The sequence below is a fragment of the Vibrio sp. LQ2 genome (assembly GCF_023920125.1).
GTDB classification, from domain to species: domain Bacteria; phylum Pseudomonadota; class Gammaproteobacteria; order Enterobacterales; family Vibrionaceae; genus Vibrio; species Vibrio fluvialis.
The window spans coordinates 3,472,085-3,498,508 of record NZ_CP085308.1 but is presented as its reverse complement, the minus strand read 5'-3'; the positions used below and the strand labels follow the sequence as shown (position 1 = coordinate 3,498,508).

Sequence of the window (26,424 nt, the reverse complement as noted above, 5' to 3'; positions counted from 1 at the left end):
TTGATGATAATCGCAAAAGATTTATCAATGAACTGAGTGACCAATTTGATACTTCGGTATCGAGCACAGTCAATTCAACATTACGTAGTAATGTTATCATGATAACATTACTACGTAATGTTGAATTGACTGTGCTCGATACCGAAGTATCAAATTGGTCACTCAGTTCATTGATAAATCTTTTGCGATTATCATCAACGAGTGCCCACACAGATTGATAGGTTTATATTGTTAAAGAGCGTTGCTTTTCGAAGCTTTCTTCTCAAAGCGGAGGTGCATTCTAGCGAGATAACTGAGAGTGTCAAACACTTTTTTCAATTTTCTTTTTTTAGAAGCTTACACCTCGATGACAACCTCTGAAGCCTTGTGGCGTCTGCCGTGTCAGTGAGGCGGCATTATAGAGAGTTGCTTAAAGTTGGCAAGCACAAAAAGGCATTTTTTTATAAAAAAACGTTCGTTTGACCAATAATCAAACGAACGCCTTTTTATGCAGATCTTATCTTCAGCATGACCACAATTTACTCACAAAAACTTGTGGATAACTAGTCATCACTGTCAAAGAAGTAAGAGATTCTCGAACGCGGGTTGAGATACTCACGAATCTTATCCGGTAATTTGTTTGGCAGAATCGCACTGACGATTTTAATGTCCTTATCTGCCAGCTCGATAATCGGTGCCTGCGTTCGAGGAACGGACGGATCGTAGATAAGAACATTCGGAAACAGCAGACTGCGCGCGTTCACCGAGATCACCAGCCCAATCATGTCGTTGGAAAGCTGGACGACCGTTCCTGGTGGAAACACCCCCATGAACTTCACCAGGATATTAAGGTTGTCATGGTTATAGAGGTGTTTGCAGTTCTTATATAAGTGGGAAAGCGCCACATACGGAATCTTCTGCTCTGATGGAATGTTCGGATGGCACAAGTTATCAAAGGCATTCGCCACGGCTACTACTTGCGCCAGTTCATCAATATCCTCTTCTTTTAATCCAAGCGGATAGCCGGAACCATCGTTGAGCTCGTGATGCTGTTCGATGACCCTCATCGCACTCGGTGGAAAGTGTTGAATATTCCCAGCGATTTCGGCGCCGTACTTGGTGTGCAGCTTAAGATAGTTTTTTTCCGGCTCACTAAGTGGCGTTTGCTTACGTACGATGGCGCTAGGTACGCGAATCTTGCCGATGTCATGAAACAGCGACGCGAATGCCAGCTCTTTGATTTTGTCTGCCGGGTAGCCTTTGGCTTTACCAATCATCATCGCGATAACCGACACGTTGAGCGAGTGGAAGTAAATGTCTTCGAATTCACTTTTGCTGTTCATCAGATGGAGAGTAACGCTGTCATCACTGAGTAGCTTTTCGACAATGTCTTCGACCAGTTGCGCGGCTTCATCAACCGCATCCTGTGGGCGGTTACGAATTTTGTTCATCACCGCGCGCATGCGAGCCAGCGAGCGTTCGAACTCTTTTTCACAGCTGATGACTCGACGGCGATACGCACTGAGCTTTTCAATACGCTTCTGCTTTTCCTGCCATAGCTTATCCGCTTCGTCATTTATCGCGGCGTTAGACTCTTCTGTCTCTGCACTGTTATCACTGCTGACCGTGTTGGGCGGTAGCGGTGTCGTATCGCTCTGCGCCGGATTCAAAAAGACATGCTGAATCCCCAGATGCTTGATCAGCTTGATCTGTTCTTCGGTTTTGATCTTGAAGCTATTCAACAAAAAGGGATGCTCATTCCATTTCACTGGCAAACGAATATGTAAGCCAGGTTGCAGCCTATCTACCGTGATCTTTATGCTCGCCACAATTTACCAACACCTTTACTTGTAAATTTTGATTATTTTAGAAGAAGTTGCGCATAAGATCATTAATGCAACCCTGTTCTTATTGATAACCTTATGACCTGTTTCACGCCTGTCAACAAAACTCACAATTGATTATCCAACGGATACCGAACTGGTCTTCTATTTTGGCACAGCGTGTCCCCCAGAAGGTATCCGCCAACGGCATCATCACTTTTCCACCTTCTGCTAAGCGATCACACAGGATGACTTGCTGATCCAAATCATCCATGACCACCAGCAGCGCAATCTGATTGTCTTTCAGTTCCTGAGCGGCGATACCGTCTGACAGCATCAACTTCATATGCTGTGTTACCAACTCCGCATGCATGACCCAATTCGGATCGACGCCTTCTATGTATTGAGGAGATTCATAGAAGTGACGTTTGATCAGCACGTGACCATCAAAACACCAACAGTAGAACTCTAGAGCCTGTTCGCAGCGCCCGGAAAAGAATAAATAAGGTGTCAGGTTGAACATACCCACCTCCGTCTATCTTTCTTGAAGCATAGACGATCCCGGCAATCCTTCCCGCATTGGCTCAAATCATAAAATCGACACTTTGTGGCTGTTCCACCAGATATTGCAAAATAACGCTTTGAGTCAAAATGCCTTTATAGATTTTTCCTTTGGTAAGGATCCAAGGAAAACCGAGATGGTGTTCTCGAATCAGTAATGGAATTTGCGAAACATCGATAGCAGCATCAATGCTCGTAAACGTCAGCTCCATGACTTGATTGACCGGGCGATGCCACATCGACGCTTCTTTCATGGTTTCCAGCTCTGACCCCATTCCCGGCGTGAGATGCAGATTCAGCCTTGCCCGGTCCACCAACCCAACGCATTCCTGATCAATGATCACAGGCAGCACTTCCACATCCGCCGACTGGAAATACTGATAAGCGAGAGAGATGGGATCTCCCGGGTCCAGGCGTGGGCTGTGGGCATGATGTAAGCTCATCAAACTGCTTGCCGACAGGCTCTCCTTCTGGGGCGCGATCAATTGCAGTCGTTGTGGCAACGTACTCTCGATAAATGCCAACAGATCATCCATCGCCAATGGCTTGGCAAAATAGAATCCTTGCAGATAGTCAAGACGACCAAACGCCAGCAACTGTGCTTCTTCCTCGCTTTCCACTCCCTCAGCAATCACTTTGACGCCCAGTGAGTGGCACATTTCCACCAGCATTTTGATCACTTGATATCGGTTGGTTTGGTTTCCCAGGCCATCGATGCAACTACGACTGATCTTCAGATAATCGAAGTCTGAAGCTGACAGATGGTCGAACAATGAATAATCCGTACCCATATCGTCAATGGCGATCTGCACACCGAGTTGACGCAGCTCTTGCAGCGCATCGGATCGGACCAGAGCCTGAGAATGATACTTCGCCTGAGTAATGTCGATGATGATTCGCTCTGCGGGCACCTGTTCACTCGCCATTAACTGGCGTAAACATTGAATCAGCGCAGGTAAGCCCTGGCGGGTATTTGGCGAGATATTTACAGTCAACCAGATAGGATGCTCATGCTGTGCCTGCAATATCGGCCACTGACGCAACGCTTGTTGTTGCACCTGCAAATCCAACTCGGAGATCAGATCCAAATCTTCGGCAATACTGATCAGCTCACTGTTGCTGACTTCCAGCGCTGCCGGAAGAGGAAAACGGCACAGCGCTTCATAACTCATGACTTGCCCCAAGCGGGTATCAATAATGGGCTGAAACTCCACCAGCAGCGACTGATTGCGAATCGCGTCCGTTACCAACTCTTCCAGTAAGCGGCGTTTTTTGATCTGCCGATGTAATTGAGTATCAAAGAAGCGGATCCGCTGCGCCTCACCTTCCTCACCTTGTTCCAGAATCGCCTGAACCGAATGGGTCACCGCCATTCTGGCCGTGTGAGCATCAAGCCCCAGCACCGATATGCCAATTTTGCCTTGAATGCAGGTGCGATGTGTTTCGGCACTCGCCTGTTTCAGCTCCTGAAAAAAACCACGGATACGCGCGTGAATATAACGAAAAGGCTCCCCCATCATCGGGAGCGGACAAGTGACACACAATAGATAAAGATCGTCACGGATTTTGCCAAACAGACGACACTCTTTCAGTCTGGGCATCACATCCAGCAACATCGAGAGCTGAGCCCCATTCACCTGTTGCACGCTGAGCGTCATCACCACATACAGATCGTTCATCATTCGGTTTTGGTGCAGGCTTTCGAACTGAGCAATGAACGCCGCTTTATCCATCACGGGGCGCACACTGAGTGCAGGCGCGGACTCGACCAGAGAAAACAGACTGAGCACAACAGAGTGATCATCGTTGTCCATTAAGCGGATTGATTGATGTTGATAGGCCTGAGAAATCCCCGATGTATGTTTGATGGACACTCGGGGTTGTGAGGTCCCCGTAATATCGGTGCTTTCTTCAAACAACCAGAGGCTGCTCAGCCCCAGAAGATCACTCTGCTGAAAACCGGTAAAACGTTCAAAGGCCGAATTGCATCCCAGTACCTTGTGCTCCCGGTTGGTGATCAATAGCCCTGCGGCTGAATGATTGAGCAGTGCTTCCAACCAGTGAATCGCCTGCTCGACCTGAGTCAGTTCAAAGATGGGTTGAATGTCCCCTTGCAGCAACTGTTTGGATAGACGCTCAACGCTAAACACCACGTAGACGGCGCGATCGGGAGACAAACGCAAGACAGCGTTCAGCGCACGTTTATCTCCCTGCGTGAGTACCTGTTCGATCAATTGCTCCGCCTGCTCACGAGCCTGCAGATCAAACAGCGCTAACCATTGTTCCAATGCCGAAAACGCCAACAACGGCGCCATCAGGTCATTCACTTGATCGGCATAGTGGTTAAACGTCTGGTTTTCTATATCCAGCGTCCAATGCAGTGGCACAAAACGAGCAGGGGAACTGACGTTCGTGATCGCGGGTTTAATCGGGCTGTCACTTTCTGGCATACACTCACCTCTTGACCGACGGCAGACAGGCTTAACGCCTCGTATGTTGACGGAACTTGATTTAACTATAGCTAAACCAGTGGCATATAAAGTGAGTACGGTGGCAATTCGAACAGTGAATAATGCTGATATCTTGCCGGGCAACTGACATACCAACGTCGCTGCTACGATATTGATAGTATTTAAACCGTGAGGCTTTCCTCTTCCCGGCGGTAAGAGTAAGTGTCCGCAAAGCGCGATAAAATCCAGTCCCCTGCAGTAATGAACGGATAGCCCCCCTGCTCTGGCCGTTCAGCTAAACACGAAGAGAGTGTTTCGATTGGTGTATCAAAATCGGGTTCAACAAAGAAAGGCATCGAGAAACGCGTGCGGCCTGTGGTCGGACTCGCCACCCGATGTTTGGTCGAGCGGTAAATATCATTCGTCCAACGCTGCATCAAATCGCCAATATTAACCACAAAGCTTCCTGCAACGGGCGGTGCATCTATCCATTCATCTTGCTTGTTCAACACCTGAAGGCCACCGCTCGAATCCTGATAGAGCAACGTAATACAGCCATAGTCAGTATGAGCACCCGCACCATTGGTCTCTTTCATCTGGCTTGGATAGTGAAGCATGCGCAGCACAGAAATCGGCAAGGTAAAATACTGAGTGAAGAAATCCTCCGGCTCTTTGAGCGCAATCGACATCGCCTTGAGGATCCTTAAGCCAACATCCAGCGTCAGTGAATAATGCTGAATCATCGCCTGTGTAAATCCTTCGATATTCGGATACTGGTTGGGCCCGTAAAGTTCTGGGCAGCGGGCGACCTGAGAATGATACGGCGATAAATCCAGCGCCATGTCGAAAGACTCTTTGCAATCTAACGCTCCCTTGGGGTCCAACTTCTCCGCATTTAATCGGCCCCAGCCACGATGGTTACTGCTTTTTTCGATCGATAACCGCTGCTTTTCTGCCTCCGGTAGAGCAAATAGTTTTCCAGCCATCGACTCAATATGGTCAAACTGTTGCTGGGGAATGCCATGCCCGACAACGTAGAAAAATCCTAACTCACGACAAGCACTGTCGATCTGGTCAATCACTGGCTGCCAATCTTGGCGATTAGCGGAATGTAGGGCTGAAATATCGATAATGGGCAGTGACATGCTCTCTCCTTGATTGTCTCTCTATCCACGTATTTCCCTTGTTGCGAAAGGAATGTTGGATCAGTGTGATGGGGTTAAGCAAAAAGCTGACCACTCAGCCAACTTTTAACCAATCCCATTTACCACAAGGCAAAGAGGGCTGCGTCTCGCCAGAAGCGAACATTCACTGCACCGGAAGTGTTCAATCGCTGATTGCTCTGCACTATTTTGGTCTCATGATTTGGTCTCATGATTTGGTCTCATGAACAGAAGCAAATAAAATCAATTCGGCCGCAGGCCACTGATCTAAAACTGAACTGGTTAACATTTGCTTACACTTCGCCATTCATACTAATTAGCGAATAAAATCAATCAGAAGCATCAGCCATTTTCTACTCTATTCTCACAAAACCAATCCAAAATAAAAATCAATGCAACCAAAATCATACCCCGTCCGTATGAGTAAGCTGTTGGTAGATGTAACGCTGACAAACACAAACATCTTACTCTGCAACGGAAAATCATTATGAAAAATCATTTACTCAGTTCAGCCAAAAATCTGTGTCTTACCTTATCACTTATCGGTGCCTCTTCATTCGCTTGGGCAGGACACCATCTCAGCGTCAAAGGCACCGATCAGGATGTGTCCGGAGGGACCGTCACTGCCGATATGATCATGGCAGGAGAAAATGGCTGGATGGTCGTTCATCGTACCGACAGCAACATGAAACCCGGCCCGGTCGTTGGCTATGCGCCAGTGAAGAAAGGAAGTAATCAGACAGTCTCAGCGATTTTGACCGAACCGGTTAAAGCGGGCGACATGCTGATGTTGATGCTCCATGGCGAAGCAGGCGGAATGAAAACGGGTGTGTTCGAATATACCTTGGGCGCTAAAGCGGACGGCCCGATTCGAGAGGACGGAAAGTTAGTCATGGCCGTCATCACAGCCAAATAATCAATTAACCTGTCGCTGAAACGAAAGAGCACAAAAGTGCTCTTTTTGTTTTTCAAAACCTCAAAACGACGAAAGGCCACTTTAATAAGCGACCTTTCTGAATAATGGTACCGATGGGCGGACTTGAACCGCCACTCCCGAAGGAAACGGATTTTGAATCCGTCGTGTCTACCAATTTCACCACACCGGCATCTTGGGGGATGACCCTTTGATGATTGGCCATTATACGGAAGAAACCGGTTGGCGCAATAACAATATATTGAAAAGTAAATTGTTTGCTGAATATTTCGCCAAGCGCAATATTTTCGAAACTAACTCCGCAGCAACCCCCGATTATTCCTCGGTCAGTTGTTGCACAACCTGGTTCCTGCCCTGCGCTTTGGCGCGGTACAAAGCCATATCTGCGCGGCGGAAAATAGAGGCTTCACTGTCCATGTCGTGATAGCTGGTCACGCCAATACTGATCGTAAATGCGGGTAAGTTGCCCACTTGCAGCAATTCCATTTGCGAGCGCAGGCTTTCCGCAAGTTTACAGGCGCTTTCGATATCCTGCATCGGCAGCAAAATGGCAAACTCCTCGCCCCCCAGTCGAAACAACATATCCGTCGAACGTATCCGTTGTTGCAACTCTGATACCATGCGTTTCAATAATTGGTCACCAACCTGATGGCCAAACTGATCGTTTACCCGTTTAAAATAGTCGACATCCAGCAGAATCAAACCGAACGGATAACCACCGCGCTGAGCGAGATTAAGCTGCATATTGATTTGTTCATCCCACTTGTGGCGGTTGTAAGCACCGGTCAGTTTGTCTTGGGTCGCCAGAGTCAACAATTGCTTTTCGACCTGTTCCCGACAGGTGATTTCTTTCGCCAAGCGCGACATGACGGCTTTGATGTCGTGTTCCAGTTCGGCCAGCTCATCCTTGGTGGTAATTTTGCTCACCGCTTCCTGAGACGACGAATCCCCTTGGTCAAGGGACGCATTGAGAGTTTTGATGTCACCCTGAATGCGTTTAATCCGCTGCAAGATGATTTGCACAATGTAAACCGTCAGCAAAAAGCCAAGCACAACGGCGCTGATACCGAGCAGCGAACTGACAAACAGAAACTCTTTCTCATGTTTCTCGGTGTAATACACATCATTGGTCGTGATGGTGTTGAGCTGCTGAATGATAGCGTTTTCTGCACTTTCCAGCTCCGCTGCCATTTGTTCCATCGCACTGCGCTGTTCATCGTTCAGTGTCTGGTTTTCAAACAGTTGTTCAAGGTGGGATTCAAAGGCCGCACTTTTCTGCGCATAACTTTCTATGCGGCTTAGCACTTGTTCGTGTTCGCTTTGAGCCAGCATCAATTGTTTCGCGCTCAGGCTTTCGGTAATCAGCCCGACCGCACGATCCAACAGGCTCTTGAGTTGCTGTTGTTGAAAAACCAATTGTTGATGTTGCTTGAGCTCCTGATACGGTTTTTCGCCTTTCAACTGATACTGTTCAAACTGAAGGTGCTGCTCCAGTTCGATGAACTCAACCTGACGCATGATTTGGCTGAGCGGAATATCCAGATACGCGACTTCCCGCATCTCCTTTTCAATCAGTTTAATTTTGTAGCCTGAATAGACGATGACAAAAAACAAAAACGACAGCAACAGCACAAACAGGCCACCGATTTTTTGTTTGATAGAGGCGTGGTACCAGTTAAATACCGACATGAGAATCCTTGTAATGCAATACGAATGCGTGGCTGAAAATCCTGTTGCTCATTCTACCCCGCCCCTTTCGCGTGACAAGGTTGACGGGCCAGCTTTTCCCTGCATATCTCGCCGTAGCGCCAGGATAGAGTCTGAAATATTGTGCCGATTCGTTAACCTGTGCGGCAGCTCTCTTTTCAGTACCGCCCTCAGCCGATATGCTTGCCGCCATTTGTTGTCAGACACAAAGGTCGTTATGCACACATCAACTTTGCCTCCTGCAGGACTGTTTCGCCGTCTGGGCGCCCTGTTTTATGATTCCCTGGTCGTGATGGCTATTCTGATGATTGCCGGTGGCGTTGTCGTCGCCGTGTTAGAAGCTCTGGTTGCCGCCGGACTGTTCAGTTACGCGCCTTATCAGGACGCAGGAGAACTTCTGACTCGCCACCCAATCTGGAGCCCGGTGTACACCTTGTATCTGGCTGCGACTTGGATCTACTTCTTTGTCTATTTCTGGACACGTGGCGGGCAAACACTGGGCATGCGCGCCTGGAAAATTGTGGTGTGCAATCAGAATGGCGATCGCATCTCAGCCACTCAGGCTCTGATTCGCCTGGCAACGTCCGTTTTTGGTCTGGGCAATCTGACGGTTCCGCTTGACCCCAAAAAACGTGCCTTTCAGGATATGTGGGCCAAAACCCAAGTTCTCGTGCTGCCAAAAGTGCGCTAATCGCGGTAAAGCCCGCAAATAAAAAAGGAAGGCATCGCCTTCCTTTTTTATTTACAGTTTTCGTCTTAGCAGCAACAGCGCGATGGTCAGAAATACCAGGCTGGGAGCCACCGCGCCGAACACAGGCGGGATGCCATACACCAGACTGAGCGGCCCAAAGAACTCGCTGGAAATGTAGAACGTAAAGCCCGCAATCACGCCAGACAGGATTCTCGCCCCCATGGTGACGCTACGCAGCGGACCAAAGATAAACGACAGCGCCATCAGCATCATCACCGCAATCGAAAACGGCTGAGTGATCTTACGCCAGAACGCCAGTTCATAACGCGAAGCATCCTGCTCTGACGCTTTCAGATAATGCACGTAATCATACAAACCGCTCAACGCCAGCTCTTCAGGCTTCACTGTAACGACGGCGAGTTTGTCCGGTGCCAGAGAGGTTTCCCAGCTGTACTGTGGCAGTGACTGTTTAGTAATCACGACATCGTTATTCATGTCAGTCACTTCCACATTTTTCATCATCCACTCATTCTCACCGAGGTAATCCACCTGCTTGGCAAAAATAACCGTGCGCAGTTGTTTCTGTTCGTCGAAACGCCACATGTTGAGACCGTACAGATGGTTGTCATCAATCTTACCAATGAAGATAAAATCGTTGGCATCCCGGGCCCACACCCCCGTTCTAACTGACAGAATCTGACCACCGGATGTGGCAAACGCACGTAAATCACGCGCCGCTTTCTGTGCTTGTGGTGCGCCCCATTCGCCAAGCAGAGTAATGATGATCATCAGCGGCACTGCGGTTTTCAGTACCGACAGGCCGATATCCAATTTGGAAAAGCCTGCGGCCTGCATGACGACCAGTTCAGAGCTCGCCGCGAGCGCACCAAGACCAATCAGCGCGCCCAACAGAGCTGCCATCGGGAAAAACATCTCAATGTCGCGCGGAATACTCAGCACCACAAACAATAGCGCCTGCATCAGGTCATAAGTACCGTTACCGACTTTGCGCAGCTGTTCGACATATTTGATGATGCCCGACAAACCGATAAAGGTCGTCAACACTAAGATAGTGGTTGCGATGATGGTCCGGCCAATGTACCAGTCAAGAATCTTAAACACGACTTACGCTACCTTTCTCTTCTGTCTTAATTTGTCTTTGAATTTTCTGACCGGCACACTGTCGAGTGTATTGGCAACAATTGCCGCCAGCAGCAACGCGGCGTTGATTGGCCATAAGCCGACCATGGCAGGAATTGAACCGTCTTCCAGTGCTGATTTGGTCGCACTGATGGCCAGAAAGTAAGTCAGATAAATCAGGATCGCTGGCCCCATTTTGGCAAAACGTCCCTGACGCGGGTTCACCGCCGACAGCGGCACCACCAGCATGGTCAGCAGTGGAATACACACCACCAACGAAATTCGCCATTGCAGTTCCGCCTGAGCGCGGCGATCCGGATTTTGCAGCAGTTCGAGTGTCGGAATCGCATCCCAACCGCGGCCTTTTTCCTTCACTTCACGCTGACCAATCAGACCTTCGTACTCATCAAATCGAGTCACCATGTAATCGACACGAGTCGGCACACCTTCATAGCGGGTACCGTTGTACATCGTGATGACCTGGCGGCCGTCGCTGAGCTCTTTGACATCACCAGAATCGGAGAACATCACGCTTGGCAGAATCGACTCACGCGGTGCCAACTGGGCAACGAACACATTGCTCAGTTTTTTGTTCTCAATGTTATCGATGAATACCACCGACGAACCATCCGGCGAACGCTGGAACTGCCCTTTTTGCAGCAAATCAACACTGTTTTCCGCTGCCAGTTGTTCCATCACCGAATCGACTTTGTCCTGACTCCATGGCGATAGCCACAGCGCGTTAAAGCCCGCCAGACAAGAAGTGATGATACCGAGATACAGTGCGGCGCGGATCAGGAACTTGTTGCCGATACCGGTCGCGTTCATCACCGTGATTTCACTTTCAGCATACAAACGCCCGAAGGTGAGCAGAATCCCGATATAGAGACTCAAAGGCAGCATTAATAACCCCATCGATGGCATGTTCAAACCAACGATAGATAAAATTAAGCGAGCTGGGATTTCACCATCTGACGCATCGGCCAAAACGCGAATAAATTTTTGGCTCAGAAACACTAAAAACAGGACGAAAAAGATAGCCAATTGGCTTTTTAGTGTCTCGCGGATCAAATATCTAACAATAATCACGCTGAAATAACCTATGCAAAACTTGTTTTTTTGATTGAATCACTATAATTTCCCGTTGAACCTTTTATTTTTAAAAATTTCGCTATGTGTTAGAGCGCTTAAACAAAGGGTAGATCCAATTAAGGATTCAACAAGTAAGAACGCATTATCTAACATTTAGTTCTATTTGTCTTTAGGATGTAGGAGTACGCATGGAGTTCAGTGTTAAAAGTGGTAGCCCTGAAAAACAACGTAGCGCATGTATCGTTGTCGGAGTCTTTGAACCACGCCGCCTTTCTCCAGTAGCAGAACAGCTTGATAAAATCAGCGACGGCTATATTAGTTCACTGCTTCGCCGTGGTGATCTAGAAGGTAAACCGGGGCAGATGCTACTGCTGCATCAAGTGCCAGGTGTCTTATCTGAGCGTGTATTGTTGGTCGGTTGCGGTAAAGAGCGCGAACTGGGCGAACGTCAATACAAAGAAATCATTCAGAAAACCATCAGCACACTTAACGAGACAGGTTCTATGGAAGCCGTTTGCTTCCTGACTGAACTGCACGTGAAAGGCCGCGATACTTACTGGAAAGTTCGTCAAGCCGTCGAAGCGACTAAAGATGGTCTGTACACCTTTGATCAGTTCAAGAGTGTGAAGCCAGAAACCCGTCGTCCACTGCGTAAACTGGTGTTCAACGTACCTACTCGCCGTGAACTGAGCCTGGGTGAACGCGCGATTACTCACGGTCTGGCAATTTCGTCGGGCGTGAAAGCGTGTAAAGATCTTGGCAACATGCCACCAAACATTGCTAACCCAGCTTACTTGGCATCTCAGGCTCGTCGCCTGGCTGATGACTATGAAACCATCACCACCAAAATCATTGGTGAAGAAGAGATGGAAAAACTGGGCATGAGCTCTTACCTGGCGGTGGGCCGCGGTTCAAAGAACGAATCCATGATGTCGGTTATCGAATATAAAGGTAACCCAGATGCAGACGCGAAACCGATCGTTCTGGTTGGTAAAGGGCTGACCTTCGATTCAGGCGGTATCTCACTCAAACCGGGTGAAGGTATGGACGAGATGAAGTACGACATGTGTGGTGCGGCGTCCGTATTCGGTACTATGAAAGCGATCGCGAAACTGAACCTGCCACTGAACGTTATCGGCGTACTGGCTGGCTGTGAAAACATGCCGGGTAGCAACGCTTACCGTCCGGGCGACATTCTGACCACGATGTCAGGTCAAACCGTAGAAGTCCTGAACACGGACGCCGAAGGCCGTCTGGTACTGTGTGATGCGCTGACTTACGTCGAACGCTTTGAACCAGATTGCGTGGTGGATGTAGCGACCCTGACTGGCGCTTGTGTGATTGCGCTTGGTCATCATATCAGCGGTGTCATGTCGAACCACAACCCGCTGGCGCACGAGCTGGTCAATGCCTCTGAACAGGCAAGTGACCGTGCATGGCGTCTACCACTGGCAGACGAATACCATGAACAGCTGAAGAGCCCGTTTGCCGATATGGCGAACATCGGTGGTCGTCCAGGCGGCGCTATCACTGCTGGCTGCTTCCTGTCGAAGTTTACCAAGAAGTACAACTGGGCTCACCTCGACATCGCAGGTACTGCGTGGAAATCAGGTGCAGCGAAAGGGTCTACCGGTCGTCCGGTCTCGATGCTTGTCCAATTCCTGCTAAACCGCAGTGGCCAAGAGACCGAGGAATAAACCTCATCCACAAAAAGGGCCGCAAGGCCCTTTTTTGTTTTTCACCTTCACCATAACAGGAGCGCTCAGACGACTATGGCAACTGCCACGTTTTACATCGTTCGGCCCGACTCGGAACAAGCCACCACGGCTGGTTTCGAGGCGTACGTGGTGTACCTGACTCAGCACTTTGCACGTCAGGGCGCAAAAGTATATTTGCAGTGCGATAATAAAGCGCACGCCGAACAATTGGCGGAACGATTCTGGCAGGTCGAAGCCAAAGACTTTCTGGGCCATAATCTGGTGGGTGAAGGACCGAAATACGGCACCAATATTGAGATTGGCCATGTCGGGGTGAAACCCTCTTGGAACCGACAACTGGCAATAAATTTGGCCGATAATCATACAACCTTTGCGAAGGCCTTCGCAGAGGTGGTAGACTTCGTCCCCAACGAAGAAAATGCGAAACAACGGTCTCGCGAGCGTTATAAGTTGTACCGTCAGGCGGGTTATCAACTGCAAACCATCGAGATCCATTATCCGTAACGGTTCATCCTTATAGTTAAGCTCTCTTTGCCAGAGAACTCACTTATAAAGATTGACCGAATTAACCATCAAAGTATCCATTAAAGAGCACTATGGAAAAGACATACAACCCAACATCCATCGAACAAGATCTGTATAAGACTTGGGAAGAGAAAGGCTACTTTAAGCCTCACGGTGACACATCAAAAGACGCATATAGCATCATGATTCCGCCACCGAACGTCACTGGTAGCCTGCACATGGGTCACGCATTCCAAGACACCATTATGGATACCTTGATCCGTTGCCAGCGTATGAAAGGCAAAAATACGCTGTGGCAAGTGGGTACTGACCACGCCGGTATCGCAACTCAAATGGTTGTTGAGCGTAAGATCGCTGCAGAAGAAGGCAAAACGAAGCACGATTACGGCCGTGATGCATTCATCGATAAAATTTGGGAATGGAAAAACGAGTCTGGTGGCACCATCACTAAGCAGCTTCGTCGCTTAGGTGCGTCTGTCGACTGGGATCGTGAACGTTTCACTATGGATGACGGCTTCTACAAAGCGGTTCAGGAAGTGTTCGTTCGTCTATACAAGGATGATCTTATCTATCGTGGTAAACGTCTGGTGAACTGGGATCCAAAACTGCACACCGCGATTTCGGATCTGGAAGTTGAAAACAAAGACGTGAAAGGCCACATGTGGCACTTCCGCTACCCACTAGCTGATGGTGTTAAGACTGCTGACGGTAAAGACTACATTGTGGTCGCCACCACACGTCCAGAAACAATGCTGGGTGATACCGGTGTTGCCGTTAACCCAGAAGATCCTCGTTACAAAGATCTTATTGGTAAAGAAATCATTCTGCCTATCGTTGACCGTCGCATTCCTATCGTGGGCGATGAGCACGCGGACATGGAAAAAGGCACGGGCTGTGTGAAAATCACACCGGCGCACGACTTCAACGACTATGAAGTTGGTAAGCGTCACCAGCTACCAATGATCAACATTCTGACTTTCGATGCCAACATCCGCGATGCAGCCGAAGTCTTCAACTCAAACGGCGAAGCCAGCACGGCTTACGGCACTGACATTCCTGCGAAATACCAAGGCATGGAACGTTTTGCGGCACGTAAAGCGATCGTGGCAGAATTCGAAGAGCTGGGTCTGCTGGAAGAAATTAAAGATCACGACCTGACTGTGCCTTACGGCGACCGTGGTGGCGTAGTTATCGAACCTATGCTGACTGACCAATGGTATGTGCGCGCAGGTATTCTGGCGAAACCAGCGGTTGAAGCGGTTGAGAACGGCGACATTCAATTCGTACCGAAGCAATACGAAAACATGTACTTCTCTTGGATGCGTGACATTCAAGACTGGTGTATCTCTCGTCAGCTGTGGTGGGGTCACCGCATTCCGGCGTGGTACGACGCACAAGGCAATGTTTATGTTGGTCGTAACGAAGACGAAGTTCGCGCAGACAACAACATTCCTGCGGATGTGGCACTAAACCAAGACGAAGACGTGCTGGACACTTGGTTCTCTTCTGCGCTTTGGACCTTCGGTACACTGGGCTGGCCGGAAAAAACAGACGCGCTGAAAGTCTTCCACCCATCCGAAGTGTTGGTAACAGGGTTTGACATCATCTTCTTCTGGGTTGCCCGTATGATCATGATGACCATGCACTTCATTAAAGATGAAGACGGTAAACCACAAGTGCCATTCAAAACCGTGTACGTAACGGGTCTGATCCGTGACGAAAACGGCGACAAAATGTCGAAATCGAAAGGCAACGTGCTGGATCCAATCGACATGATCGATGGCATTGATCTTGAGTCACTAGTAACTAAGCGTACTGGTAACATGATGCAGCCGCAACTTGCTGCGAAGATCGAGAAAAACACACGTAAAACATTCGAAAACGGTATCGAACCATACGGTACTGACGCACTACGCTTTACTCTGGCAGCAATGGCATCGACCGGCCGCGATATCAACTGGGATATGAAGCGTCTGGAAGGCTACCGTAACTTCTGTAACAAACTATGGAACGCAAGCCGTTACGTAATGATGAATACAGAAGAGCAGGATTGTGGCTTTGGCGCGGGTGCTGAGCTGGAATACTCTCTGGCGGACAAATGGATCGAATCTCAGTTTGAACTGGCTGCCAAAGCGTTCAACGAGCACATCGACAACTACCGTCTGGATATGGCCGCGAACACGCTGTACGAGTTCATCTGGAACCAGTTCTGTGACTGGTACCTAGAGCTGACTAAACCGGTACTGTGGAAAGGCAGTGAAGCGCAGCAACGCGCAACACGTCGCACGCTGATCACCGTACTGGAGAAGACGCTACGTCTGGCTCACCCAGTTCTGCCATACATCACTGAAACCATCTGGCAAAGCATCAAGCCACTGGTTGACGGCGTGGAAGGCGATACCATCATGCTGCAGGCGCTGCCTCAGTTTGACGCGGCGAACTTCAACCAGGAAGCGCTGGATGACATCGAGTGGGTGAAAACCTTCATCACCGCGATTCGTAACCTGCGTGCCGAGTACGACATCAACCCAGGTAAACCACTGGATGTGATGCTGAAAGCGGCGAACGACAGCGATGCTGCACGTCTGGAAGCGAACAAGCAAGTACTGGTGTCTCTGGCGAAACTGGAAAACGTACGTGTTCTGGCGGCTGGCGAAGAGACTCCGGCATGCGCAACGGCACTGGTTGGTAAATCTGAGTTGATGATCCCGATGGCAGGTCTGATCGATAAAGACGCCGAGCTGGCTCGTCTGGCAAAAGAAATTGCCAAAACCGAAGGCGAGATCAAGCGCATCGAAGGCAAACTGGGTAACGAAGGCTTTGTTGCGAAAGCACCTGAAGCCGTGATTGCCAAAGAGCGTGAAAAGCTGGACGGTTACAAAGAAACCTTGGTGAAACTGGCTGAGCAGCAAGCGACTATCGCGGCGCTGTAATGCCGGCGTTTACCTAAGCAAAAGGCAGCGAATTCGCTGCCTTTTTTGTTACCTGAAGTTTTCGAGCGCCGGTCACACAATACGATTTTGCTGGCGACCTTCGACAAACGCCTGAATATTATCAATCAGAATGTTGGCCAGTTTCTGAATCGCAGAATCACTGCCCCACGCCACATGCGGCGTCACTAGCAGATTAGGTAAATCCATGTTCGCAATCAGCGGATTGCTGATATCCGCCGGCTCCTGAGTAAACACATCAACGCCCGCTCCGGCAATCTGACGTCTCTTCAACGCATCCACCAGTGCCACTTCATCCACCAGCCCACCGCGCCCGGCATTGATCAGCAGCGCGTTTGGTTTCATCTGCGCAAACTCCGCTTCGGCAATCAGATTGCGTGTCGTTTCCGTCAGCGGACAATGCAGGGTCAAGACATCCGCCTGTTGCAGAACCTGTTCAAACCGGGTGTAACCGTCACGGCAATGCTCAGCGCCTTTGTGTTCCGCAAACAACACTGTCATACCCAGCGCTTGGGCGAGGGTTGCGGTCGCTTGCCCCAATGCGCCACCGCCCACCACGCCCAGCGTGCTGCCTGCGATATCGCCAATCGGATGAGTAAAGAAACAAAACTGCTTATTACGCTGCCACTCACCGGCGGCGATATCATGATGGTACCCCATCAGATTGCGCCGCAGAGCAAGCATCATCGCGACCACATGCTCCGGCACGGATTGGGTCGCGTAGCCTTGTATGTTGCACACCGCGATATGGTTGGCGCGGCAATAGTCGATATCCACGTTGTTGACGCCTGTCGCCGACACCGCGATCAGACGCAGCTTGGGCAGTTGCGCCAGCATTTCTGCGGTGAGTACCACTTTATTGGTGATCACGATTTCCGCGTCTTGCAAGCGTTCAACCACCTGTTCCGGCAAGGTAAAATCGAATTCTTGCCAACGATGGGAAAACGTCAGTGCGGGCACATGAATATGACGGGGAATCGTCGCGCGATCGAGGAATACAACAGTGGGTAAAGACATAACTTCTCCTTTGCCTACCCACTGTCATCAATAAAAGATAATCGATTAAGGACGGGGTAGTTTTTTATAATCCGGCAATTTTCGCTCAGGATCGAAATGCTGCAATATCTCTTCCTGCGCTTCGGGATAGAAGTCACAAGGAACAAAGATAGAGCGTAGCCAATGACTACGAGGATGATAAAAGCTCAGCTCTGCGGCATGCAACTCCAGTCGATCAGTAAAATCGATCGCTTCTTGCGGCGCGTAGAACTCATCACCAACAATCGGATGCCCCAGTGCCTGCATGTGCACTCGCAACTGGTGTGAACGTCCGGTTATCGGCAACAGACGAACCACTGTAGTGTGCGCTTCACGCTTGACGACCTGAAACAATGTCTGCGATGGTTTCCCAGTTTCATGACAAACCATCTGTTTAGGACGATTTGGCCAATCACAAATGAGCGGCAGATCAATATTACCTTCATCCTGCTCTAACACACCCCACACACGGGCATAATAAATTTTATGCGTCAGACGGTACTGAAACTGCTTCTTGAGCGCCGCTTCCATGTACTTATCTTTGGCAAACAGCATCAGGCCTGACGTCGACATATCAAGACGATGCACCACCTGAATCTCCGGGTATTGTTCCTGCAGGCGACTCCACATACTGTCGTGGTGTTCAGCCAGGCGGCCCGGAACGGAAAGTAAACCGGACGGCTTGTTCACCGCCAGAATGTAGTCATCCTCAAAGACCACATCAATCCACGGATCCGTTGGTGGGTGGTACTCGGTCATTGCCATAAAAGTCTCTCGCGAAAACGCTCATCTACAAAAATCGGCGCATTATATACCCAAACCTTTTATCCCCAAACCTCAGTGAGTGGCGCTCCACTCCCCAATGCATGAACACCACCACAATGGGTACGTTTTACCTATATGAGCACAGTCTTGGTCGTCGCTTTTCCTTGCATGTGCACTCGGTGAATAAAAAGTTGCGTTGAAGTTGTAACTATAAATTGACACTAATAATCAGTGTGATATTCATGGAGGGTATTGACAATAAAATCAGCCCAATCCCAAGCAGGACAAGGCGAATCATAAATACAATCAAACACAACATAACAATTCATAAGGAACAAGAATGGAAAACGCCGTCCCTTATCCATCCGAACAACGGCTCTCATTATCACAACTACTTCGCTCACTAGGTCCTGGCATCATGATGGCAGCCGCAGCCGTTGGCGGTTCTCATCTGGTGGCATCAACCAAAGCGGGTGCTATTTATGGCTGGCAACTCGCGGTCCTGATCCTGCTGGTTAACCTGTTTAAATACCCGTTCTTCAAAGCAGGCGTACAGTACACCATGGGCACCGGTGACAGTTTGGTCGAAGGCTACGCCAAAATGGGCAAACCTTACCTGTGGATCTTCACGGTACTGGCGGTGTTCTCAGGCATCGTTAACACGGCTGCACTGCTGATGTTCAGTGCCAGCCTGCTGAGTTACTTCATTCCGTTTGAGCTTTCCATGCCTGTGCTGTGCGGCATCGTGCTTGCCACCTGTCTGATCATTCTGTTTGCCGGCCATTACCGTGCACTGGATACGTTGTCTAAAGTAATCATGGCGGTATTGACCATCGCGACGCTACTGGCGGTCGTGATTGCCGCAGCGAACCCGGCCCCCGTCACGGTAACGACAGAAGGCCCATCACCATGGACACTGGCCGCAATCGGCTTTTTGGTGGTGACCATGGGCTGGATGCCTGCGCCGATTGAGATCTCGTCGCTGACGTCAGTATGGTTGAAAAGTCAGTGTCGCCAGCAACGTGTGACTGCGCAGTCTGCCCTGTTCGACTTCAACGTCGGTTACATCGGCACTGCGATTCTGGCGATTGTTTTTCTTGCGTTGGGCGCTCTGGTGCTGCACGGCACTGGTGTAGAGCTGTCAAAATCCGGCGTGGGTTTCTCGCATCAGTTAGTCGGTCTGTACGCCTCCACTATCGGTGAATGGTCACGCTACCTGATTGCTGTGATTGCCTTCTTCTGTATCTTCGGTAGTACTATTACGGTGATTGATGGCTACTCACGCGTGATTGCCGAATCACAGCGTCTGCTGAAAGAGCAGAAAGAACAGAGTCCGAAAGTGCTGCAAGGCTGGATGATTCTGGTATCGGCTGCGTCACTGGCCATCATTGTGTTCTTCGCGTCTGCTCTGATGCCCATGCTGAACTTTGCCATGATCATGGCTTTCATGACCACGCCGGTATTTGCGCTGCTGAACTACGTCCTGGTGACACGTACCGAGCTGCCGGACGAGTTGAAGGTGGGACCGAAACTCAAAGCGCTGTCGATTCTCGGCCTGATTTACTTGTTTGGTTTCCTGGCGCTGTTCATCTGGTGGAAATGGCTGATGTAATCCCGCCATTTTACAGACATAAAAAAGGCCTTCCACTGGAAGGCCTTTTTACATTTCGGGAAACTTAGTTGTGTGCCACGACAATCAGACGCAATGAATCAAGCTGATACTGTGCCTGTGCGATGTAGCCGGTCAGCTCCTGAATCTGCTGCTCCAGCACCTCAATCTCTTCATCACGAATGTTCGGGTTAACCGCTTTAAGCGCCTGCAAACGCTCCAGTTCACCGTTGAGGATCTGGTGCATCTCTTTCTGCGCCTGCTCGCGAATCGCGCTAACCTGATCCATCACGGGAACTTCACTGGCCGTGATCAGACGATGAACGTCGTTCTGCACTGAGCTCACCAGCTTGCTGGCCAGATGACGGTTCACCGGGCTGAGCTGGCGGTTGAACGCTTCAAACTCCACCTGCGCCGACAAATCATTGCCACGCGCGTCCATCAACATACGGATTGGCGTTTGTGGCAGGAAGCGGCTGATGCCAGTGCGTTTTGGTGCCTGTGCGTCCACCAGATAAACTAGTTCAAGCAAAATGGTGCCCACTGGCAGCGCTTTGTTTTTCAGCAGTGAGACAGCCGAAACGCCCACGCCTTCGCTCATCAGCAGATCAATACCGCCTTGAACCATCGGATGTTCCCAACTGATGAAGTGCATATCTTCACGCGACAGCGCGGTATCGCGATCAAACGTGATGGTCGCACCTTCATACGGCAGACCCGGGTAGCTCGGCACCATCATGTGTTCAGACGGCGTCACCACCAACGCGTTCTCACCACGGTCTTCCTGATTAAGGCCGATGGTATCGAACAGGCTCAGCGCAAACGTCACCAGATTGGTGTCGCCATCGGTCGCGGCAATTTGCTGGGCAATCTGCTGCGCTTTGTCGCCACCGTTGGAGTGCATTTCCAGCAGTCGATCTCGCCCTTGCTCCAACTGAGCTTTGAGCGTTTTGTTCATCTTGGCCGATTCATCGATGATCGCATCCAGCTCGCTATCATCACCGGAAGCCAGAATCGGGATCAGGCGCTCGGCAAACTCATCGTACACCGCGCGGCCCGTCGGACAGGTTTCGGCAAACGCGTTGAGACCTTCCTGGTACCAGCGCGCCAGAATCGCCTGTGAGGTGCCTTTGAGGTAGGGCACATGAATATCGATGTCGTTCTTCTGGCCGATACGATCCAGACGACCGATACGCTGCTCCAGCAGGTCTGGGTTGAACGGCAAATCAAACATCACCAGTTGGCTGGCAAACTGGAAGTTACGACCTTCAGAACCGATTTCACTACAGATCAGCACCTGTGCGCCGCCCTCTTCTTGGGCAAAGTACGCCGCCGCTTTATCACGTTCCAGAATCGACATGCCTTCGTGGAAGACGGTCGCGCGGATACCTTCACGCTCACGCAGTGCTTGTTCCAGTTGCAGCGCGGTACTGGCGCGTGATGCGATCACTAGGATCTTGTCACTGCGTTTGGCTTTGACTTTTTCAAGCAGCCAGTTAACGCGTGAGTCAAACTGCCACCAGCTGGCATCATCGCCCTCGAACTCTTGGAAGATTTCTTCCGGATAGAGCATTTTCATCGCACGAGCTTCCGGACTGAGCTTACCGCCAATCATGCCAGCCACACGCATCGAGGTGGTGTATTGCTGCGGGATCTCCATCTCCATCAGATGCACATTGCGCACCGGGAAGCCTTTGATTGCCGCGCGGGTGTTACGGAACAGCACACGTCCGGTACCGTGACGATCCATCAGGTTATCGATCAGCTCCTGACGTGCCGATGCTTTCTCTTCGTCATCTGCCTGGCTTTCCAGCACGCGGAACAGCGGTTCCACATCTTGCTCCGACAGCAGCTCGGTAATTTGGTTTTTGGCGTCATTTGGCAGCGCCTGACCGGAGAACAGCGCGCTCACCGCATCCGCCACCGGCTCGTATTGCGCTTCTTCCTGCACGAACGCTTCATAGTCGTAGAAACGGTCCGCATCGAGCAGACGCAGACGAGCAAAGTGGCTTTCGCGGCCCAATTGCTCTGGCGTTGCGGTCAGCAGCAGAACGCCCGGCGTGCGCTCAGCCAGCGCTTCAATCACCTGATATTCACGGCTCGGTTTATCCTGACTCCACTCCAGGTGATGCGCTTCATCGACCACCAGCAGATCCCATTCCGCCTCCAGTGCCTGTTCAAAACGCTGACGGCTCTTACGCAGGAAGTCGAGCGAACACAGGACAAACTGTTGGGTTTCAAATGGGTTGTCCGCTTCAGCGAACGCTTCCACGCAGCGCTCTTCGTCAAACACAGAGAAATGCAGGTTGAAACGGCGCAGCATTTCCACCAGCCACTGATGTTGCAGCGTTTCTGGTACCACGATCAGAATACGTTCCGCGCGGCCAGACAGCACCTGCTGGTGAATGATCATGCCCGCTTCGATGGTTTTACCCAGACCCACTTCGTCGGCGAGAAGCACACGCGGTGCATGACGACGGCCCACTTCATGGGCAATAAACAGCTGATGCGGGATCAGGCCGGCACGCATACCACACAGACCACGCATCGGGCTCTTGTGTTGCTGGTACTGGTTAGACAGCGCACGGTAGCGCAGCACAAAGTTGTCCATACGATCAATCTGACCGGCAAACAGTTTGTCCTGCGGTTTGTTAAAGCGAATTTGGTTGCTGAGGAAAATCTCGCGCAGCGCGACACCCGATTCTTCGGTGTCCTCACGCGTACCCAGATAGGTGAACAGGCCGTTCTCTTCCACCACCTGTTCCACTTGCAGCGACCAGCCTTCCTGGCAGTCAATCACGTCGCCGACATTAAACGTCACACGGGTTACCGGGGCATCGTTACGTGCGTACACGCGGTTTTCTTCGGATGCAGCAAACATCAGTGTCACAGTACGGGTATCCATGGCTACCACAGTACCTAAACCTAAATCGCTTTCCGTATCGCTTATCCAGCGTTGCCCCAAAGCAAAAGTCATGAATCGACTACCTCATCAATTTGGATTGGAATTTATAGTGACCTGCGACCACAAGAAGGGAGAGTCTAATTATGATAGTTCTGAAAGAGTGGTGCAGAAAAAGGTCGCTAATCTTACTTGATGGCGTGATGCAGGTCACGCCCATTCCCTGCTTTTTTTCGTCAAGATCTAACTGACATCAAACTGTAAGAAACCAGTGGCATTTGTAAATAACAGCGTTGCTATACTCAAGGTGAAGGCGCGACGAGCTGAGGTGAAAACCTTGGCACAAAGTCTGCAAGTTCAAACAGAGAGTATCAACACGGGTTTGCACCAATCGACAAGTGATCGAATGCCTGACCCAAGCGTACGATCCTTGTAAGTACTGTGGCAAACATCCTTTGCAAAGCAAGCTACTACGTAGCAAGGAGACGCTTATGGGCGATACCGATCGGAAACTGTTTGTACTGGATACCAATATCCTGCTTCATGAACCTCTAGCCATCTACTCCTTCCAAGAACATGACGTGGTCATTCCCATGACCGTCCTCGAAGAACTCGACCGAATCAAAGACAGCAAGCGCGATGTTGCGCGCGATGCCCGTGTGGCGATTCGTGCCTTAGAGAATATGTTCCACGACGCGACTCCAGATGAGATTTCAGAAGGGATTCCGTTTACCAAACACGGCAGTGCGACCGGCACCATCTCCATTCTCGCCGATTACGATGTCCACGAAAGCGTTAAAGCGTTTACTGACAAAGAGGGCGACAACCGTATCCTCAACGCGGTTCTGCATCTGCAGAACAAACGTGCGCCACGCTCGGTGGTGCTGATCACTAAAGACATCAACATGCGTTTGCGCGCCAAAGGCGCTGGCGTGCGTTTTGTTGAAGATTATCGTACCGACCAACTGATCGACGACGTGCAGTATCTGACCAAAGGTTTTCAGACCCGACCGGGGAATTTCTGGGACAAAGTGGACAGCGTCGACAGCTACTCACTCGGCGGCAAAACCTTCCACAAACTGGATCGCGAGCCGTTTGAACCCACCTACATCAACCAATACGTACTGGACGAAGAGAGTGACTTCGCTGCGCGGGTTGAAACCATCACCGAAGACAAAATCACTCTGCTCGATTTAAGTCGTGAACGCATGCTGCACCGCAAAGCATGGGACATTACACCGAAAAATATCTATCAGGGCATGGCGCTCGATGCCCTGCTCGACCCAAACATCGATCTGGTGATTCTGACTGGCGCTGCCGGTAGTGGTAAAACGCTGCTGGCCATGGCGGCTGCACTTGAGCAGACCGTTGAGAAAAAGATGTTCGACAAGATCATCGTCACGCGTAACACGCCGGATATCGGCGAATCGATTGGTTTCCTGCCCGGCACCGAGGAAGAGAAAATGATGCCTTGGCTGGCGGCCGTTACCGATACGTTGGAAGCACTGCATAAGAACGATCACTGCACTGAAGGGTCGCTGAAATACATCGTCGACAAAGCCAACATTCAGTTCAAATCCATCAACTTTATGCGCGGCCGGTCCATTCAGGATGCCTTTGTGCTGCTGGATGAGTGTCAGAACCTCACCGCTTCGCAAATCAAAACCATCATCACCCGTTGCGGCGAAGGCACCAAGATCGTCTGCTCGGGCAACCTGGCGCAAATTGACTCCCCTTACCTGACCCCGGTGACCTCCGGTTTGACCTACATGGTTGAGCGCTTCAAAAACTTCGAAGGCAGCGCCAACATCCACCTCAACGGTGTCGTCCGCAGCCGTCTGGCTGAATTCGCCGAAGAGAATTTATAATCACATCTGGCGAGATATTATCTATATCTCGCCACTCCATTTAAAATAATTATTCACTTTTATAGCATTTGTATGTTTTACTAGCCGTACTCAATTGTTACAGCTAAGGACTGAGATATGGCTTTCAATTTACGTCACCGCAATTTTCTCAAACTGCTCGATTTCACGCCGAAAGAAATTCAGTTTCTGCTGGACCTATCTGCCGACCTGAAACGCGCAAAATACGCGGGCAACGAGCAGAAAACCCTGACGGGTAAAAACATCGCACTCATCTTTGAAAAGTCCTCTACTCGAACCCGCTGTGCTTTTGAAGTGGCGGCATTTGATCAGGGCGCTCAGGTGAGTTACCTCGGCCCGTCGGGCTCGCAAATCGGCCACAAAGAGTCGATGAAAGACACCGCGCGCGTGCTCGGTCGCATGTACGATGGTATTCAGTATCGTGGCTTTGGTCAGGAAATCGTCGAAGAACTCGGCCAGTTCGCCGGCGTTCCCGTCTGGAACGGTTTGACCGATGAATTCCACCCGACGCAAATTCTGGCCGACTTTCTGACCATGCAAGAACACGGTCGCGGTAAAGCGCTGCACGAAATCAGCTTTGCTTACCTCGGCGATGCACGTAATAACATGGGCAACTCACTGATGGTGGGCGCCGCGAAAATGGGCATGGATATCCGTCTGGTTGCACCAAAAGCGTTCTGGCCAGACGCCGAGTTGGTGCAAACCTGCCAGCAGATTGCCGAGCAAACCGGAGCCCGCATTACTCTGACTGAACATGTCGCCGAAGGCGTCAAAGGGTGTGATTTCCTCTACACTGATGTGTGGGTTTCAATGGGTGAAGCTGCCGATGCATGGGATGAACGCGTTGCAATGATGAAACCGTATCAGGTCAACATGCACACCATCGAAGCGACCGGCAATCCGCACGTCAAATTCATGCACTGTCTGCCTGCGTTCCACAACGATGAAACCACCATCGGTAAACAAGTCGCCGAAAAATACGGCATGAAAGGGCTGGAAGTGACGGAAGAAGTGTTTGAATCCGACTACTCCATCGTGTTTGACGAAGCCGAAAACCGCATGCACACCATCAAAGCTGTCATGGTCGCGACGCTGGGTTCCTGATTCACCCCGAAGGCTCAATAAGTGATTGCGGCGAGTGAAAGCAGAGAACAACGCGCCAGTGACTAAGATGCCGAAATCGCTTCAAAATCATGGGTGCTGTCGCTAGGCCGCCATTGAACGAGACCCGATGAGCATACATCCGTATGTGATTCGGGCGAGCGAAAGCAGCGAACAACGCGCCAGTGACCAGGATGAAGAAGATTGTGAGTTAATCGCTTGCGCTCACACCACTTAGGCGTATAATGCCGAGCAATTTGTCTGAGGGGTAGCCGGTGAAACAAGTCCAGGTAACACATTACACATTCGGTAAGCGAGCATGCTTACAGGGCGTCGTATTTGCCCCCTCTATTGATTTTTAAAGCCTCCCAGATCGGGGGGCTTTTTTATGG

Annotated in this window: 19 protein-coding genes and 1 tRNA gene; 9 read left to right on the top strand and 11 right to left on the bottom strand. The window is 50.3% G+C overall.

The window, feature by feature from the left end; genetic code table 11:
- Positions 1–542 precede the first annotated feature (542 nt).
- From LGV68_RS16375 to LGV68_RS16360, 4 genes are all read right to left on the bottom strand, one after another.
- Positions 543–1,808 (bottom strand): HD-GYP domain-containing protein, encoded by a 1,266-nt coding sequence (locus LGV68_RS16375; RefSeq protein ID WP_233931185.1) that lies wholly within the window; start codon positions 1,806–1,808, stop codon positions 543–545.
- A 112-nt stretch (positions 1,809–1,920) separates the two neighbouring features.
- Entirely contained in the window at positions 1,921–2,325 is a 405-nt protein-coding gene (locus tag LGV68_RS16370; protein WP_020329585.1) for a VOC family protein, read from the bottom strand.
- 61 nt (positions 2,326–2,386) lie between these two features.
- Positions 2,387–4,813, bottom strand: a complete 2,427-nt coding sequence (locus LGV68_RS16365) for an EAL domain-containing protein (RefSeq protein WP_252535674.1) — start codon at positions 4,811–4,813, stop codon at positions 2,387–2,389.
- A gap of 182 nt (positions 4,814–4,995) precedes the next feature.
- Positions 4,996–5,958 (bottom strand): 2-oxoglutarate and iron-dependent oxygenase domain-containing protein, encoded by a 963-nt coding sequence (locus tag LGV68_RS16360; protein ID WP_061056120.1) that lies wholly within the window; start codon positions 5,956–5,958, stop codon positions 4,996–4,998.
- A 68-nt stretch (positions 5,959–6,026) separates the two neighbouring features.
- On the opposite strand from LGV68_RS16360, the gene LGV68_RS16355 reads away from it, so the two are divergent.
- On the top strand, positions 6,027–6,203 hold the full coding sequence (locus LGV68_RS16355; RefSeq protein ID WP_222764816.1) for a hypothetical protein: 177 nt from the start codon (positions 6,027–6,029) through the stop codon (positions 6,201–6,203).
- A 260-nt stretch (positions 6,204–6,463) separates the two neighbouring features.
- The gene (locus LGV68_RS16350) at positions 6,464–6,892 is read left to right on the top strand and encodes a hypothetical protein (protein WP_252535673.1); all 429 of its coding nucleotides are present in this window, start codon (positions 6,464–6,466) and stop codon (positions 6,890–6,892) included.
- 105 nt (positions 6,893–6,997) lie between these two features.
- Here the strand turns inward: LGV68_RS16350 and LGV68_RS16345 are convergent.
- A tRNA-Leu gene (locus LGV68_RS16345) sits at positions 6,998–7,082 on the bottom strand.
- A gap of 143 nt (positions 7,083–7,225) precedes the next feature.
- Positions 7,226–8,599: a GGDEF domain-containing protein gene (locus LGV68_RS16340; RefSeq protein WP_252535672.1), complete on the bottom strand. Its 1,374-nt coding sequence runs from the start codon at positions 8,597–8,599 to the stop codon at positions 7,226–7,228.
- Between the two features lie 235 nt (positions 8,600–8,834).
- On the opposite strand from LGV68_RS16340, the gene LGV68_RS16335 reads away from it, so the two are divergent.
- Complete coding sequence (locus LGV68_RS16335; RefSeq protein WP_075988115.1) at positions 8,835–9,308, top strand: RDD family protein; 474 nt, start codon at positions 8,835–8,837, stop codon at positions 9,306–9,308.
- A gap of 51 nt (positions 9,309–9,359) precedes the next feature.
- Here the strand turns inward: LGV68_RS16335 and lptG are convergent, their stop codons facing one another.
- Together lptG and lptF are read right to left on the bottom strand one after the other, a co-directional pair.
- Complete coding sequence (gene lptG, locus LGV68_RS16330) at positions 9,360–10,430, bottom strand: LPS export ABC transporter permease LptG (RefSeq protein ID WP_020429039.1); 1,071 nt, start codon at positions 10,428–10,430, stop codon at positions 9,360–9,362.
- Positions 10,431–10,433: 3 nt separating this feature from the next.
- The gene (lptF, locus tag LGV68_RS16325; protein WP_020329556.1) at positions 10,434–11,537 is read right to left on the bottom strand and encodes an LPS export ABC transporter permease LptF; all 1,104 of its coding nucleotides are present in this window, start codon (positions 11,535–11,537) and stop codon (positions 10,434–10,436) included.
- A 191-nt stretch (positions 11,538–11,728) separates the two neighbouring features.
- Here lptF and pepA point away from each other — a divergent pair, with 191 nt between their 5' ends.
- From pepA to LGV68_RS16310, 3 genes are all read left to right on the top strand, one after another.
- Positions 11,729–13,237 (top strand): leucyl aminopeptidase, encoded by a 1,509-nt coding sequence (pepA, locus tag LGV68_RS16320; protein WP_020329555.1) that lies wholly within the window; start codon positions 11,729–11,731, stop codon positions 13,235–13,237.
- Between the two features lie 75 nt (positions 13,238–13,312).
- Positions 13,313–13,762 carry a DNA polymerase III subunit chi gene (locus tag LGV68_RS16315; protein WP_038127904.1) on the top strand — a complete coding sequence of 150 codons (450 nt, stop codon included), beginning with the start codon at positions 13,313–13,315 and terminating at the stop codon, positions 13,760–13,762.
- A gap of 92 nt (positions 13,763–13,854) precedes the next feature.
- Positions 13,855–16,716 (top strand): valine--tRNA ligase, encoded by a 2,862-nt coding sequence (locus tag LGV68_RS16310; protein WP_024373384.1) that lies wholly within the window; start codon positions 13,855–13,857, stop codon positions 16,714–16,716.
- 72 nt (positions 16,717–16,788) lie between these two features.
- Here the strand turns inward: LGV68_RS16310 and LGV68_RS16305 are convergent, their stop codons facing one another.
- Both LGV68_RS16305 and LGV68_RS16300 read right to left on the bottom strand, forming a co-directional pair.
- On the bottom strand, positions 16,789–17,751 hold the full coding sequence (locus tag LGV68_RS16305) for a D-2-hydroxyacid dehydrogenase (protein WP_252535671.1): 963 nt from the start codon (positions 17,749–17,751) through the stop codon (positions 16,789–16,791).
- Between the two features lie 45 nt (positions 17,752–17,796).
- Positions 17,797–18,534: a pseudouridine synthase gene (locus tag LGV68_RS16300; RefSeq protein WP_158125443.1), complete on the bottom strand. Its 738-nt coding sequence runs from the start codon at positions 18,532–18,534 to the stop codon at positions 17,797–17,799.
- 340 nt (positions 18,535–18,874) lie between these two features.
- Here LGV68_RS16300 and LGV68_RS16295 point away from each other — a divergent pair, with 340 nt between their 5' ends.
- Positions 18,875–20,146 (top strand): Nramp family divalent metal transporter, encoded by a 1,272-nt coding sequence (locus LGV68_RS16295; RefSeq protein ID WP_020429043.1) that lies wholly within the window; start codon positions 18,875–18,877, stop codon positions 20,144–20,146.
- A 64-nt stretch (positions 20,147–20,210) separates the two neighbouring features.
- Here the strand turns inward: LGV68_RS16295 and rapA are convergent, their stop codons facing one another.
- Positions 20,211–23,120 carry an RNA polymerase-associated protein RapA gene (gene rapA / locus LGV68_RS16290; RefSeq protein WP_252535670.1) on the bottom strand — a complete coding sequence of 970 codons (2,910 nt, stop codon included), beginning with the start codon at positions 23,118–23,120 and terminating at the stop codon, positions 20,211–20,213.
- Positions 23,121–23,536: 416 nt separating this feature from the next.
- Between rapA and LGV68_RS16285 the strand changes: the two genes are divergently transcribed.
- Together LGV68_RS16285 and argF are read left to right on the top strand one after the other, a co-directional pair.
- Complete coding sequence (locus tag LGV68_RS16285; RefSeq protein ID WP_202641016.1) at positions 23,537–24,913, top strand: PhoH family protein; 1,377 nt, start codon at positions 23,537–23,539, stop codon at positions 24,911–24,913.
- A gap of 117 nt (positions 24,914–25,030) precedes the next feature.
- The gene (argF, locus tag LGV68_RS16280; protein WP_202641017.1) at positions 25,031–26,035 is read left to right on the top strand and encodes an ornithine carbamoyltransferase; all 1,005 of its coding nucleotides are present in this window, start codon (positions 25,031–25,033) and stop codon (positions 26,033–26,035) included.
- The last annotated feature ends 389 nt before the right edge of the window (positions 26,036–26,424 follow it).